Here is a 14,520-nt window from a genome sequence, read left to right on the forward strand (position 1 = left end):
GACCGATCTTTCAGATCGTCACCGTGACGAAATGCCCCGGTGTCATCGGCCATCCACTTTGGATGTCTATTTTGTCTGATTCGGCCGATTCGGTGTCATGAGCGCGACGATGCGCTCCAAATCCTCCATCGAACCGAACTCGACCACGATGCGGCCCTTCCGCTGACCGACATCCACCTTCACACGGGTGTCGAAGGCATCCGACAAACGCTCGGCGAGAGCCTCGACGCCCGGCGCCTGCATCGGCTTGCGGGCGGCCTTCCTCTGCTTCGGCTTGGACTCGCTCTTGGCGAGCGTGACCGCTTCCTCGGTCGCGCGCACGGACAGCCCCTCCGCCACGATGCGCCCGGCGAGCTCCTCCTGCCGATCGGCGTCATCGAGTGACAGAAGAGCGCGAGCATGTCCCGCCGACAACACTCCGGCCGCCACACGCCGCTGAACCGGGAGCGGCAACCGCAGCAGCCGAATCGTGTTGGTGATCACCGGGCGGCTCCGGCCGATGCGGGAAGCCAGCTCCTCGTGCGTCACCCCGAACTCGTCGAGCAATTGCTGGTAAGCCGCAGCCTCCTCCAACGGGTTGAGCTGAACCCGATGGATGTTCTCCAGCAGAGCGTCCCGCAACATCGCGTCGTCGGCCGTGCTACGCACGATCGCCGGGATGTTCTCCAGCCCCGCCTGTTGAGCAGCACGCAACCGACGCTCGCCCATGACGAGCTCGTACTCGTCTGCCGACAGCCGACGGACGACGATGGGCTGCATGAGGCCGAACTCGCGGATGGAGTGCTCCAGCTCCGCCAGCGCCTCCTGGTCGAACACCTGCCGCGGCTGTTTGGGGTTCGGCTTGACGGACCCGACCGGGATCTCACGGTAAACGGCTCCGCCGACTTCACCGCCATGCTCGCCGGCAGAACCACTCGCCGCGAACGATCCCGCGGTGTTCCTCGCGGCCGCCGCACCGTTCGCCGGCTCCGCGCCACGACCGTTCTCCGGATCGACCGGGCCGGTGGGGATCAACGCGGCCAGACCCCGGCCGAGCCCCCCTCTGCGCTCGCTCATTGTCGTCGCTCCCTATTCGAACCACGCTCGGCGATCTCACGTGCCGCATCCAGATAACTCATGGCTCCACGTGAACCCGGGTCGTAAGCCAGCACCGTCTGGCTGTACCCCGGCGCCTCCGACACCTTCACACTCCGTGGAATGACTGTTCGCAACACGACATCACCGAAGTGACGCCGCACCTCCTGCGTCACCTGGTCGGCGAGCTTGGTCCTGCCGTCGTACATCGTCAGCAGGATCGTGGAGACACTGAGTGACTGATTCAGATGTCGCTGCACAAGCTCGATGTTGTTCAGCAACTGCCCCAGACCTTCCAGCGCGTAGTACTCGCACTGGATGGGGATCAACACCTCGTACGCGGCCACGAGCGCGTTCACGGTGAGCAGGCCGAGCGAAGGCGGACAGTCGATGAACACGTAGTCGACATCGAGGGAGTCGAGCGCTTCCCTCGTCAGCGCCTCCTTGAGGCGCGCCTCCCGTTGAGCCATGGAGACGAGCTCGATCTCCGCGCCCGCCAGGTCGATGGTCGCCGGGACACAGAGCAGGTTCTCCGACTGGCTACTGGTCTGCGCCGCATCGACCAACGACACTTCACCGAGCAGCAGTTCGTAGACGGACGGTGTGCCCGAACGCCGGTCCACGTCGAGCGCCGTACTCGCGTTCCCCTGCGGGTCGAGGTCGATCACCAATGTGCGGACCCCATGGAGAGCTAATCCCGCGGCGAGGTTGACGGTGCTCGTCGTCTTCCCGACGCCGCCTTTCTGGTTCGCCACGGTGAGCACACGCCGGTAAGCGGGGCGCGGCATGAAGCCCTCGTCGGGGTGGAGGACTCGGGCGGCACGGACTGCTTCCTCGGCGATCGGCGTGCCAGGCAGGCTGGTCTCGGAAGAAGTGCTCACCGGACATCACCCCGCACCGCCGAGACGCCGCTCTGTTTCACGTGGAACGTCCGCCGCTCCGTATTGCTCTTCATTCCTGAGCCAATCCTCTCAGTGCTTCTTCCGTCCGCGTTTCCGCGCAACTCCGGGTGGCCCCGACTCCACCCGTTCGATAGTCACCACGGTGGCCGGCGGGTCTACGACTCCCTCACCGCACCGCACGATCTCAGGCTCGCCGCCGCCGACCTTGCTGATGGCCGCCCGATCCCGCTCGATCTCGTCGGCCGCCGTCTGCCCCTTCAACGCAAGGAGCACTCCCGAGGAACGGGCCAGCGGCAAACACCACTCGGACAACCGAGCCAACGGAGCGACCGCTCTGGCGGTCACGACATCCGCAGCAGCGATCCGACGTTGCACTACCTTCTCCTCAGCACGCCCGCGTTCGACCGTCACAGGAAGGTCAAGCGCTTCGGCGACCTCGGTCAACCACTCGACCCGGCGGGCCATGGGTTCGAGGAGAACAATATCCAGATCCGGGCGAGCGATGGCGAGAGGCACTCCGGGAAATCCGGCTCCGGATCCCACATCGATGACTCGGGCGCCCACGGGAATCAGCTCGTTGACAACCGCCGAGTTCAGCACGTGACGATCCCACAGGCGATCCACTTCCCGCGGGCCGATGAGCCCTCGCTCGACACCGTGCGATGCCAGCAGTCCGACAAACTCCCCGGCGATCGGAGCGCGTTCCCCGAACACAAGACGCGCCGTCGTCGGGATCGTGGAATCCACGCCTTCCGCCTCCAATGACACTTCTCCGGTCGGCCGTTTCACGTGAAACACGGGCCGAGGTGATTGTCCCCGATCCCCGAAAGTCGCTTGCGTGGACAGCCCTGTGTTTCACGTGAAACACAAAACGGCCCGTCGGGGAGTCCGACGGGCCGCTCTCCAGGATCCAGGGGTCGATACAGCTACTCGGGCTTCACCACGACACGCCGCTTCGGCTCTTCCCCTTCACTCTCGCTCGTCACGCCGTCCACGGTCGCGACCGCGTCATGAACGATCTTGCGCTCGAAGGGGCTCATCGGCTGCAGTCTGATCCTCTCGCCGGAGTCACGCACCGACTCGGCGGTGGAGCGCCCGAGCTCCCGCAGCTGCTCTCGGCGAGCCGCACGCCAGCCGGCGATGTCGAGCATCAGTCTGCTCCGAGTGCCGGTCTCCTGCTGGACCGCCAACCTGGTCAGTTCCTGCAACGCTTCGAGCACCGTTCCCCGGGGGCCGACCAACTTGTCGAGATCGTCACCGCCGTCGATACTCACGACCGCACGACCCGCCTCCACGTCGAGGTCGATGTCCCCGTCGTAATCGAGGATGTCGAGCAGGCGTTCCAGGTAATCGCCGGCGATGTCGCCCTCACGGACCAACAGGTCCTCGTTGTCGTCGATGTCGTTCACCGCGGGCGCGGTTTCGTCTCCTCCCGCACCAATCACCTCGGCCGTGTCAGACATGTCGTCTCTCCTTCCCGCCCCGGGTCAGCGCCGCTTGCGCCCCTGCGTCTTCTTGCCCTGGTTCGCGGGTCGGTTCCCGCCGTTCTTCGCCCAGGCACCGCCCCGGACGCTGCTGCCGCCGCTCTTCGGGGACTTACCGTTCTTGGTGTTGTGGCTCTGGTTCTGCTGCTTCTGGGCCGACTTCTGCGCGGGCTTCTGTCCCGGCTTGGGCTTCTGGCCGACCTGAGGCTTCTGGCCGGGCCTCGGCGCGAGGTTGTCGCGCTTTTCCTTGGCAGCCTGCCTCTTGGCTTCCTCTTCCTTGTCGATCTTCGTGTAGACGATGCGCTGCTGCCCCAGCGTCCAGATGTTGTTCGCGAGCCAGTAGATCAACAGACCGATGGGGAAGAAGGCACCGAAGACCACCACACCCGCGGGGAAGATGTACAGCGTCAGCTTGTTCATCACCGCGGTCTGCTGTGTCGCCGCAGCGGGGTTCTGCCGAGCCACCGAGTGACGCGCGGTCAGGTGTGTGGCGATACCGGCCACGATCATCAGCGGCACGGCCAGCGGAGCGACGTCCCAGTTCCAGCCGCCGTCTCCACCACCACCGGCGAGACCCAGGTGGTTGATCGCGTCACCGAGGTTGATCCCGAAGATCTGCGCATCGACGTAGGAGGCGACGTCGTCGGCGTCGAAGAAGTAGTTCGATTCGGCACCGGGCCGGAAGTTGCGCAGCACCCAGTTCAGACCGATGAAGACCGGGATCTGCAGCAGCATCGGCAGGCAGCTACCGAGCGGGTTGACGCCGTGCTCCTTCTGGAGCCGCTGCATCTCCATCGCCTGGCGCTGCCGGTCATTGGCGTACTTCTTCTGGATCTTCTTGACCTCGGGCGCGAAGTCCTGCATCTTCCGCATCGACCGCACCTGGTTCACGAACGGCTTGAACAGCAGTCCGCGCACCGTGAAGGTCAGGAAGACAATCCCCAGGACCCAGGCAATGGCGTTGTCGTCACCGAAGACGAAACCGAAGACCTTGTGCCACACCCAGAGGATGAACGACACAGGGTAGTAGATGAAGTCGAGCACTAGAGCTACTCCTCGGTAGACATACCAGGGCCTTGGTACCGGAAGCTGAACTTCTCGGGTACCGGGTCTCGTCCCGGCGGGGTCCACGGTCCGCAGCGCAGCAGCCGTCTCGCGGCGAGATACATGCCGCGGGCGGCCCCGAAGCGGGTCAACGCTTCGGCCGCATAGGCGCTACAGCTCGGATAGAACCGGCACATCGGGGGAAGGTACGGGGAGATCGCTTTGCGGTAGAAGCGGATCGGCAGCAACAGGACCCACGCCACCGGCGTCGGCCGAGTGGGCGCATCAGTGTCTTTCGGGTCGACCGTGTGGGTGCCGGCCGCTTGATCTTCATTCACGCCGTTGGTCCAGTGTTGTCGCGGGAGGACGGCGACAGTCGAAGTCGCCGCAATGCCGCGTCGAGATCCGCGCCGAGTTCCTCGCTCGACGCGGTGGCGGCAGCGGGTAGTGCCCTAACAACCAACGCGCTGCCTTCAGGGAGTGTTCCGAGCCTTTCCGCGACGAGGTGCCGTAACCGCCGCAGGACCCGGTGCCTCACGACGGAGTTGCCCACGGCCTTGCTCACCACGAAGCCCGCCTTGGTGTGTTCCGCGTATTCGGGGAGCACGTGTAGCACCAAACGGCGGCGCCCGGCACGGACGCCGCCCCTCATGACGGCACGGAACTCCTCGCTACGCCGCAGACGAGCCTCAGCAGGTAGCACGCCGCGCCTCCGTCGTCGCAGGCTGCGACGGGATCAGGAGGAGAGCCGACGACGGCCCTTGCGGCGGCGGGCCGACAGAATGGCACGGCCTGCACGCGTCCGCATCCGCAGCCGGAACCCATGCGTCCGCGCGCGTCGACGATTATTCGGCTGGAAGGTGCGCTTGCTCACGGCAGTCGTTCTCCTGGTCTTGCGGCGATCGATCTCGGTACCACCGCGACGGGGCAGCCCGCCACCTGCCCGGCACTCGAAGGCGGGCAGGGCGAAAGGCGCCGCTGTCAGCGGTAGGCCCTACGAGGGTACGCATTGACCTGCTGGCCTGCGACACCGCCCCCTGTCTTTTCGGGGTCCGACCTGCCGCCACGGCGTGTCGTCACCCGTTCGCGCAACACGGCTGGCGACACGCCGTTGCCCATGAAACTCTTGCCGCCGCACACACCTTGTGGCAACACGCGTGGCTTGTTAGCGTGCCCCTCCTCGGGAAACCCGCCGAGGACACGGGCATGCCACGGCGAAGGTGGGAGACTCGATCCGGGCGAAAACCGTGATCCCGCGGAATGGAGGGTCCGCGGGTCGGGCGTACATTGGTGCACAGTTGTGGACAACTATGTGGATACCTGCTGCGCAGGTGGCCACGCCGACCTGCCGTGACGCTCCGCTGAGCCGTCGAAGAGCGAAAGGTCGAGGGGAGGGGAGCGGAGCAGCGTGTCTGAGCACCAGCTGAACCTGGCTGTTGTCTGGGAACAGGTTGTCGCAGAGCTCTCCGAGGGAACGCTGTCGCCGCAGCAACGCGCGTGGATGCGGGTGACCCGCCCCATCGGCCTGTTGGACGGCACCGCCTTGCTGGCCGCACCGAGCGACTTCGCCAAGGAAGCCATCGAACGCGCGCTGCGGGAGCCGATCACCTCGGCGCTGTCCCGCCATCTCGGCCGTGAGGTTTCCCTCGCGGTCAAGGTCGACTCCGCCGAAAGCGCGCCGCCACCCCCGCTGAATCCGCTCACGAGCAACACCGGCTCGCCCGCCGACGCCGCCGTGGCGTCTTCCACGACGACTGCGTCCCCGCCGTCCACACAATCCGCGCCGACCTCGCCGACACGCTACGGTTCGGTGCCTTCCGGCGGTGGACGTCCCGATCGTCCACCGGTGCCCTCGGGCGAAGACACGATCATCATTCCCGCGGTCCGGCCGCCTAGGTCCGACCACGCCGAGCCACGCGTACCCGGGGCACATCGCTCCCCGCCTTCGGCGCTCCCGTCGACGCATCCTCCTTCGCGACCCACCGGGCCGCCACAGCCTCCGAACAGCTTTCCCACTCGGCCCAAGCACTCCGCCGAGGGCGAGGACGGCGACGAAGAAGTCGACGAGGAGAGCGAGGCCCTGGCCGCCGTCCACGAGATCTGGCCGACCTTCTCGGGTCAACCGATCGCGGGGCAGCCTTACACGGCACCGGCCCAACCACAGACGTCGAAGACTCGGCTGAACGAGAAGTACACCTTCGACACGTTCGTCATCGGCGCGTCCAACCGCTTCGCGCACGCGGCGGCGGTCGCCGTCGCCGAGGCGCCGTCCCGCGCGTACAACCCATTGTTCGTGTGGGGGGAATCGGGGCTGGGCAAGACCCACCTCCTGCATGCGGTCGGTCACTATGCGCAGCGCCTCTTCCCGGGGATGCGGGTCCGGTACGTGTCGACGGAGGAGTTCACCAACGACTTCATCAACTCCCTGCGCGACGACCGTAAGGTGGCGTTCCAGCGTCGCTACCGGGACATCGACATCCTCTTGGTCGACGACATCCAGTTCCTCGAAGGCAAGGAAGGGACCCAGGAGGAGTTCTTCCACACCTTCAACACGCTGCACAACGCGAACAAACAGATCGTCGTGTCGTCGGACCGCCCACCGAAGCGGCTCGAAACGCTGGAAGAGCGGCTACGCACGCGGTTCGAATGGGGACTGATCACGGACATCCAGCCGCCGGAGCTGGAGACCCGGATCGCGATTCTGAGGAAGAAGGCGGCGCAGGATCGCCTCGCCGTCCCCGGTGAGGTGCTGGAGTTCATCGCCGCGCGAGTCGAGGCGAACATCCGTGAGCTGGAGGGCGCGCTCATCCGGGTCACCGCGTTCGCCTCGCTGAACCAACAGCCCGTGGACGTCGGTCTGGCCGAGATCGTGCTCCGTGATCTGATGCCCACCGATTCACAGGCTCCTGAGATCAGCGCTTCGGCGATCATGAGCGTGACGGCGGAGTTCTTCGACGTCACGGTGGAGGACCTGTGCGGCCCGGGTAAGACGAAGGCCCTCGCCACCGCCCGGCAGATCGCGATGTATCTGTGCCGCGAGCTGACGGACATGTCACTACCGCGGATTGGGCAGACCTTCGGGGGCCGGGATCACACCACGGTCATGCACGCGGACAAGAAGATCCGCAAGGAGATGGCTGAACGTCGTCGGATCTACGACCAGGTGCAGGAACTGACTTCCCGCATCAAGCAGCACGCCCGCCAGTAGCCCACCAGGCTCCGTCAGGCTCTGTTCTAAGGCTTCGGCGCCCCTCTTCTCCTGGGCGCTTATAGGCCTCTTATAGGCCGGCCAGAGACCGCTTCAGAGGCCGCTCAAGATCTCTGTACCGCGTCCGGAACGGCTCCGGGCGCGGTTTTTCGTCTCTCCACACCGCCCCGTGGGCACGCGGTCAACCTTTCGAGAACTTTCGAAGAAAAAAGCGCCCGTGCTTGTTTCCGCAGTTATCCACAGGCGGGCCCGATTGGGGATACACATGTGGATGAACGCTGTGAAGTGGGCCGATCCGAAGTTGTCCACAGTTATCCACAGCCATCCACAACTTATCCCCAGGTTATCCACAGGGTTGCCCACAACTATGCCCACAAGACGAGCTGGGTCACCCATTCAGGTGAGAAGGCTGCGGGTAGGCCTGTGGATAACCTGGGGATAACTGGGCCTAAATCTGTGGATGGAGCTGTGGACAACTCGGCCCGGTTGTGGACACTTCCTTATTGGCACTCGTTCATCCACAGGCGCTTCGAGTTATCCACGGAGTTATCACCAGGTTGTCCACAGGCGTGTGCACCGAGTGAGCTGCGGAAACAAGGGTTATCCACACTATCCACAGCCCTTACTACTACGACTGAACAACTTCTCTCTAAAAGAAGAAAAAGAAAAACAGGTTCGACGTGAAGTTGGGGGCAGACCGGCTCCGAGGGGCCATCGAGCGCTTCGAGGAACCCCTGGCCCGAGGTGAAGCCCGAAGACGACACGCTCTACCGTGGGAGTCCACACGCCGGTCCGCTCGGTGGACGGTGAGCTGGCGACCAGCCGTCAACACGCTCCCGCCGCCCTGCGAACCCGCAAACTCCATCGGAAGTCATCAAGCGGAGTTTGTCGATCTTTCGAGCTCCAACCGGCTCGGTGTCGAAAGGATGGGCGCATGAAGATCCGCGTCGAACGCGACGGGCTTGCCGACGCCGTCGCATGGGTGGCCCGGAGTCTGCCGTCGAGGCCGCCCGTTCCCGTGCTCGGTGGAGTGCTCCTCGACGCGGGCGGTGAATCCGGCAGCGACGCGGACTCGTTGACCGTCTCCGGCTTCGACTACGAGGTCTCGGCCACCGTCGGTGTCCCGTCGACCATCGCCGACGGGGGGCGCACGTTGGTGTCGGGTCGGCTGCTCGCCGACATCACCAAGGCGTTGCCCGCCCAGCCTGTGGACATCGCCGTCGAAGGCGCTCGTGTATCCATCACCTGCGGAAACGCCAGGTTCAGCCTGCCCACCATGCCGGTCGAGGACTACCCCGAGCTCCCCTCTCAGCCCGAGCTCGCAGGTGAGGTCGCGGGTGAGGCTTTCGCTCAGGCCGTCGCCCAGGTGGCCGTCGCGGCGGGCAAGGACGACACCCTGCCGATGCTCACCGGAATGCGTGTCGAGATCACCGGCAGCACGCTCACCCTCGTCGCCACCGACCGGTTCCGCCTCGCCATGCGGGAGTTCAACTGGCAGCCCACCGAAGGCATCACCGACTCCGCCGTGCTCGTTCCGGCCCGCACACTCGCGGACGCCGCCAAGTCGCTCGGCTCGGCCGGCACGACGGTGCAGATCGGTCTCGCGGGCGGTGACGGGTTGCTGGGGTTGTCCGGTTCGGGCAAGTTCACCACCACTCGGCTGCTCGACGCCGAGTTCCCGCCGTACCGGCAGCTGTTGCCGTCCGACCACTCGTCGCGTGCGATCCTGCACGTGCCCGCGCTCACCGAAGCGATCAAGCGCGTGTCGCTCGTCGCCGAACGGGGCACCCAGGTCAGGTTGGAGTTCGGGGACGGATCGCTACGGTTGGCGGCCGGAGGTGACGACGAAGGCAGTGCGGAGGAAGAACTTCCCGTCGACTATGAGGGGGAGCCGGTGACCATCGCGTTCAACCCGACCTACCTCGCCGACGGGCTCGGCGCTCTGCACGCCGAACGGGCCGAGTTGACGTTCACGACACCCAACCGGCCCGCATTGATCAAGCCTGCCGACGACAACGGCGACGTCGTGCCCGGCTATCTCTACTTGTTGATGCCGGTGCGACTTCCGGGCTGAGCACGGCGCACCGGAAGGAGGAGCATGCTAATGGCACAGCTTGGTCTTGTCGGTCTGGGCAAGATGGGCTTCAACATGCGGGCGCGCTTGCAGGAGGCCGGCCACGAAGTGGTGGGCTACGACCGCAACGCCGACGTCAGCGACACCGAGTCCTTGGCCGACTTGGTGGCCGCGTTGAAGGCGCCCCGTGTGGTGTGGGTGATGGTTCCAGCCGGCTCGGCGACGCGGCAGACCATCACCGAGCTCGCCGAGTTGCTCGACGAGGGCGACCTGCTGATCGAAGGCGGGAACTCCCGTTACACCGAGGACGCCGAACACGCCGAACTGCTCGGCCGTCGTGGGATCGGTTACCTCGACGTCGGTGTCTCCGGCGGGGTGTGGGGCAAGGACAACGGCTACGGCCTGATGGTCGGTGGGTCCGAGGCCGACGTGGAGCGCGCGATGCCGTTCTTCGACGCCTTACGTCCGGAGGGACCGCGCGAGGAAAGTTTCGTCCACGCGGGCGGGGTCGGTGCCGGGCACTACGCGAAGATGGTGCACAACGGCATCGAGTACGGGCTCATGCAGGCGTATGCCGAGGGCTTCGAACTGCTCGACGCCTCGGGTGTCGTGCAGAACGTGCCCGGTGTGATCAAGGCGTGGCAGCGGGGCACGGTCGTGCGGTCCTGGCTGTTGGAGTTGCTGGTCAAGGCTTTGGAAAGCGACCCCGAACTCGCCGAACTCGAAGGCTACGTCGAGGATTCCGGCGAGGGACGGTGGACGTTGGAGGAGGCCATCAACAACGCCGTGCCCGCGCCTGTGATCTCGGCGGCGCTGTTCGCGCGGTTCGCTTCCCGACAGGAGGATTCGGCTGCGATGCGTGCGGTCGCGGCGCTGCGCGAGCAGTTCGGCGGGCACGCGGTGAAGACGAAGGTCGCTGACTAGGTGTATCTGCGGCACCTTCAGGTGACCGATTTCCGGTCGTGGGAGCACGTGGACCTGCCACTGGCGCAGGGTCCCACCGTGTTGGTGGGGCCGAACGGGCGGGGGAAGACGAACCTGCTCGAGGCCATCGGATACATCTCCACGTTGGGATCGCACAGGGTGGCCACGGACGCGCCGCTGGTGCGGCACGGCTGTGATCGCGCACTGGTGCGTGCCGCGGTGGTGAACGAGGGGCGAGAACTCACCGTCGAGCTGGAGATCGCGCCGGGGCGTGTCAACCGGGCCCGGGTCAACCGCGGGGCGGTCGGCAAGCCGCGTGACGTGCTCGGGATCCTGCGCACGGTGTTGTTCTCGCCGGAGGACCTGGCACTCGTGCGCGGTGACCCGTCCGAACGACGGCGGTTCTTGGACGAACTCCTCGTGCAACGCGCCCCTCGGTACGCGGGGGTTCGTTCGGAGTACGACCGAGTGCTGCGGCAGCGCAACGCCCTGTTGAAGAGTGTGGGGCGCGGCGGTGGTCAGCGGGGGCGTCGGGAGGAGACAGATCCGTACGCGTTGTCCACGCTCCAGGTATGGGACAACCACCTGGCCTCCGCGGGGGCCGAGCTGCTGGCGGCACGACTCAATCTGGTCGCCGAGCTGGCGCCTCACGTGGCGGCGTCGTACGCGGACGTGGCTCCCGACTCGCGCCCGGCGCGGATCGCTTATCGCTCCAGTCTCGGAGACGCGTTGCCTAAAGGGTGGGGGACGGCCGAGGGGCCGAGAGCGTCGACGGAGGAGCTCGGCGAGATCCTGCTCAGGGTGCTCGGCGAGTCGCGGGAAGCGGAGCTGGAGCGCGGGGTGAGCCTCGTGGGACCGCATCGGGACGACCTCGACCTGGTCTTGGGTGAGACTCCCGCGAAGGGTTACGCGAGCCATGGGGAGTCGTGGTCGTTCGCGCTGGCGCTACGGCTGGCGTCGTACCAGCTTCTCCGAGGCGAGTCGGGTGGCGAGCCGGTGCTGCTGCTGGACGACGTGTTCGCCGAGCTCGACAGCAGGCGCCGGGCCCGCCTGGCCGAGATGGCGGCGAAGGCGGAACAGGTGTTGGTGACGGCGGCCGTCGACGGTGACGTGCCCGCCGAGCTCTCCGGCGTACGGTATGCGGTCTCGGATGGCGAGGTGACACGTGCCTGAGCGGGAGCGCTCCACGGGATTCACGCGACGAACAGTGACGGGTACCACGCGAGTTACCCACCGACCTGGGGATAAGTCTGTGGATAGTGTGGATAACTCAGCTAGCACGCTATTGCCGACAGTGACCGGCGTTCCGGAAAGAGTGGAAAACTCGCCCTCGAAGGGTGTTGTCCCCCCTGGAGCCCTCGGCAGCGGGACAGAGCGTAACAGCGGGGCTGGGCCGAACGGGGGCAGGGCCTCCTCTTCTGCGTCCTCCTCCGCGACGGACTCGTCGGAAAACCATCCACAGGGCCGTGACCTCGCCAGAGCCGCGTTGCAGGCGGCGAAGGAGCGCGCAGCGGCCCGCGGCACGGAGCCGGGTGTGCGCAGGCCCGGCGCTTCCCGCGTCGGCAGGCCGGAACGCAGTGGGCAGAACCCTCGTCGACGTCGTTGGGCGGGACCGGGTTTCGACGAGCGCGATCCACAGCCGTTCGGCCGACTGGTCTCGAACATGACGACCCAGCTGGGCTGGAGTGCGCGCCTGGCGAACGGCCGCGTCTTCGGCCAGTGGTCGACGCTGGTGGGAGCGGAGATCGCCGAGCATGCGCAACCGGTGTCGCTGAACAACGGGGAACTGACCGTTCGCGCCAGTTCCACCGCCTGGGCCACGCAGCTGCGCTTGCTGCAACGGCAACTGCTGGCAAGAATCGCAGCGGGCGTCGGACACGGCGTGGTCACCAGGATGCGTATTCAAGGGCCGACGGCTCCGAGCTGGCGTAAGGGGCCGAAGCACATCCCGGGGCGGGGGCCCAGGGACACCTACGGTTGACTTCGTAGGAAGTCGGGCGGAGCTTCAGTCGGCAGGCACTGCGGCATGCAGCCTGAAACCGCGCGACGCGGGTCGGCACAGGTAGCCCATGAGTCCGGACCCATCTATGTCCGAATTCGTGGCTCTGTGACGCAGCCAGGGGCGTCCTTGGTGCCTGTAAGCGTGACTGGCCAAGTAAACTTGTAGAGACAAGCCGGATCGATGCCGGAACGAGTATCAGCTTCGGGCCCGACGTAGGACCAAAAGTCACGTGAGTCCGTTGGGCGAGACGAGGAGAAGTCAGGCCGGTGGCAGCGAAGAATAGCGAATACAGTGCGTCCTCCATCACGGTGCTCGAGGGCTTGGAGGCGGTCCGCAAGCGCCCCGGCATGTACATCGGTTCCACCGGTGTGCGTGGCTTGCACCACCTGATTCAGGAGGTTGTGGACAACTCGGTCGACGAGGCGATGGCGGGTCACGCCACGCGCGTCGAGGTCACACTGCTGGCCGACGGCGGTGTCCGCGTCGTCGACGACGGGCGCGGTATCCCGGTCGAACCCCACCCTGTGCACGGCAAGCCCACGGTGGAAATCGTGCTGACCCAGCTGCACGCGGGCGGCAAGTTCGACAGTGAGTCCTATGCCGTGTCGGGTGGTCTGCACGGTGTCGGTGTCTCGGTGGTGAACGCGCTTTCGAGCGCGCTCGATGTGGAGATCCACCGCGACGGCAGGATCTGGGTCCAGCACTACGAGAAGTCGGTGCCCGGTGAATTGATCGACAAGGGCCCCACCGATCGCAGCGGCACGAGCGTCACGTTCTGGGCCGACCCCGAGATCTTCGAGACCACCGAGTACAGCGCCGAGACCGTGGCCCGGCGTCTGCAGGAGATGGCCTTTCTGAACAAGGGGCTGACCATCGTCCTGCGTGACGAGCGGGTCTCCGACGACGAAGGCGAGGACGCGGCCGGCGAACGCGCCGAGATCAGGGAACGCACCTACCACTACCCGGGTGGTTTGGAGGACTTCGTCAAATACATCAACGCCTCCAAGGACGCCATCCACCCGAGCGTCATCGCGTTCGAGCAGAAGGGCGACGGTATCGAGGTCGAGGTGGCGATGCAGTGGAACGATGGCTTCACACCGTCGGTCTACACGTTCGCCAACACGATCAACACTCACGAGGGCGGTACTCACGAGGAGGGCTTCCGCGCCGCGCTGACCCGTGTGGTGAACGCCTACGCGCGGGACAAGAAGCTGCTCAAGGAGAAGGACACCAACCTCACCGGTGACGACGTTCGTGAGGGGCTTGCGGCGATCCTCTCCATCAAGTTGACCGAGCCGCAGTTCGAGGGGCAGACGAAGACGAAGCTCGGCAACAGTGAGGCACGGTCGTTCGTGCAGACCGCTTGCAACGAGTGGCTGGCCGACTGGTTCGAGCGCAACCCCGCCGAAGCTAAGATCATCATCAATAAGGCGGTGTCGAGCGCGCAGGCCCGTCTGGCCGCGCGTAAGGCACGGGACCTCGTGCGCCGCAAGGGCGCGATGGACATCGGTGGTCTGCCCGGCAAGTTGAAGGACTGCCGGTCCAACGACCCCGAGGAGTGCGAGCTCTACATCGTCGAAGGTGATTCGGCGGGTGGTTCCGCCAAGGAGGGCCGCGACTCGCGGTTCCAGGCGATCCTGCCGATCCGAGGCAAGATCATCAACGTTGAGAAGGCGCGCATCGACAAGGTGTTGAAGAACCAGGAGGTCCAGTCGCTCATCACCGCGCTGGGCACCGGTATCCACGACGACTTCGACATCTCGAAGCTGCGCTACCACAAGATCGTGATCATGGCCGACGCCGACGTC

At 65.8% G+C, this 14,520-nt stretch carries 14 protein-coding genes; 6 read left to right on the forward strand and 8 right to left on the reverse strand.

Translation table 11 applies throughout. From position 1 onward, the window contains the following. Window positions 1-66 precede the first annotated feature (66 nt). The 8 genes from M7H19_RS09220 to rpmH form a co-directional block, all read right to left on the reverse strand. Window positions 67-1,056, reverse strand: a complete 990-nt coding sequence (locus tag M7H19_RS09220) for a ParB/RepB/Spo0J family partition protein (protein WP_298179621.1) — start codon at window positions 1,054-1,056, stop codon at window positions 67-69. Continuing rightward, window positions 1,053-1,955 (reverse strand): ParA family protein, encoded by a 903-nt coding sequence (locus M7H19_RS09225; RefSeq protein WP_298179623.1) that lies wholly within the window; start codon window positions 1,953-1,955, stop codon window positions 1,053-1,055. The genes M7H19_RS09220 and M7H19_RS09225 overlap by 4 nt, the downstream gene beginning before the upstream one ends. Window positions 1,956-2,045: 90 nt before the next feature. Further along, entirely contained in the window at window positions 2,046-2,738 is a 693-nt protein-coding gene (gene rsmG / locus M7H19_RS09230) for a 16S rRNA (guanine(527)-N(7))-methyltransferase RsmG (protein WP_298179662.1), read from the reverse strand. A 164-nt stretch (window positions 2,739-2,902) separates the two neighbouring features. After that, window positions 2,903-3,439: a R3H domain-containing nucleic acid-binding protein gene (locus tag M7H19_RS09235; RefSeq protein WP_298179625.1), complete on the reverse strand. Its 537-nt coding sequence runs from the start codon at window positions 3,437-3,439 to the stop codon at window positions 2,903-2,905. Window positions 3,440-3,463: 24 nt separating this feature from the next. Next, complete coding sequence (gene yidC, locus M7H19_RS09240) at window positions 3,464-4,504, reverse strand: membrane protein insertase YidC (protein ID WP_298179630.1); 1,041 nt, start codon at window positions 4,502-4,504, stop codon at window positions 3,464-3,466. A gap of 5 nt (window positions 4,505-4,509) precedes the next feature. Further along, entirely contained in the window at window positions 4,510-4,767 is a 258-nt protein-coding gene (gene yidD, locus M7H19_RS09245) for a membrane protein insertion efficiency factor YidD (RefSeq protein ID WP_298179665.1), read from the reverse strand. 71 nt (window positions 4,768-4,838) lie between these two features. Then, complete coding sequence (gene rnpA, locus M7H19_RS09250; protein ID WP_298179632.1) at window positions 4,839-5,207, reverse strand: ribonuclease P protein component; 369 nt, start codon at window positions 5,205-5,207, stop codon at window positions 4,839-4,841. 33 nt (window positions 5,208-5,240) lie between these two features. Beyond that, the gene (gene rpmH, locus M7H19_RS09255) at window positions 5,241-5,378 is read right to left on the reverse strand and encodes a 50S ribosomal protein L34 (protein WP_298179635.1); all 138 of its coding nucleotides are present in this window, start codon (window positions 5,376-5,378) and stop codon (window positions 5,241-5,243) included. Between the two features lie 534 nt (window positions 5,379-5,912). Between rpmH and dnaA the strand changes: the two genes are divergently transcribed. The 6 genes from dnaA to M7H19_RS09285 all read left to right on the forward strand — a co-directional run. Beyond that, on the forward strand, window positions 5,913-7,712 hold the full coding sequence (gene dnaA / locus M7H19_RS09260) for a chromosomal replication initiator protein DnaA (RefSeq protein WP_298179638.1): 1,800 nt from the start codon (window positions 5,913-5,915) through the stop codon (window positions 7,710-7,712). A 934-nt stretch (window positions 7,713-8,646) separates the two neighbouring features. Next, on the forward strand, window positions 8,647-9,786 hold the full coding sequence (gene dnaN, locus M7H19_RS09265; RefSeq protein ID WP_298179640.1) for a DNA polymerase III subunit beta: 1,140 nt from the start codon (window positions 8,647-8,649) through the stop codon (window positions 9,784-9,786). A gap of 30 nt (window positions 9,787-9,816) precedes the next feature. Continuing rightward, window positions 9,817-10,710 (forward strand): phosphogluconate dehydrogenase (NAD(+)-dependent, decarboxylating), encoded by an 894-nt coding sequence (gene gnd / locus M7H19_RS09270; protein WP_298179643.1) that lies wholly within the window; start codon window positions 9,817-9,819, stop codon window positions 10,708-10,710. Continuing rightward, window positions 10,711-11,883, forward strand: coding sequence for a DNA replication/repair protein RecF (recF, locus tag M7H19_RS09275; protein ID WP_298179645.1), 1,173 nt, complete (start codon window positions 10,711-10,713; stop codon window positions 11,881-11,883). 313 nt (window positions 11,884-12,196) lie between these two features. Beyond that, complete coding sequence (locus M7H19_RS09280) at window positions 12,197-12,691, forward strand: DciA family protein (RefSeq protein ID WP_298179648.1); 495 nt, start codon at window positions 12,197-12,199, stop codon at window positions 12,689-12,691. 287 nt (window positions 12,692-12,978) lie between these two features. After that, window positions 12,979-14,520, forward strand: a 1,542-nt coding sequence (locus tag M7H19_RS09285) for a DNA topoisomerase subunit B (RefSeq protein ID WP_298179653.1), incomplete at its 3' end; no start/stop codon positions are given.

This window comes from Saccharomonospora sp. (assembly GCF_027317685.1).
In the GTDB taxonomy this organism is placed as follows: Bacteria; Actinomycetota; Actinomycetes; order Mycobacteriales; family Pseudonocardiaceae; genus Saccharomonospora.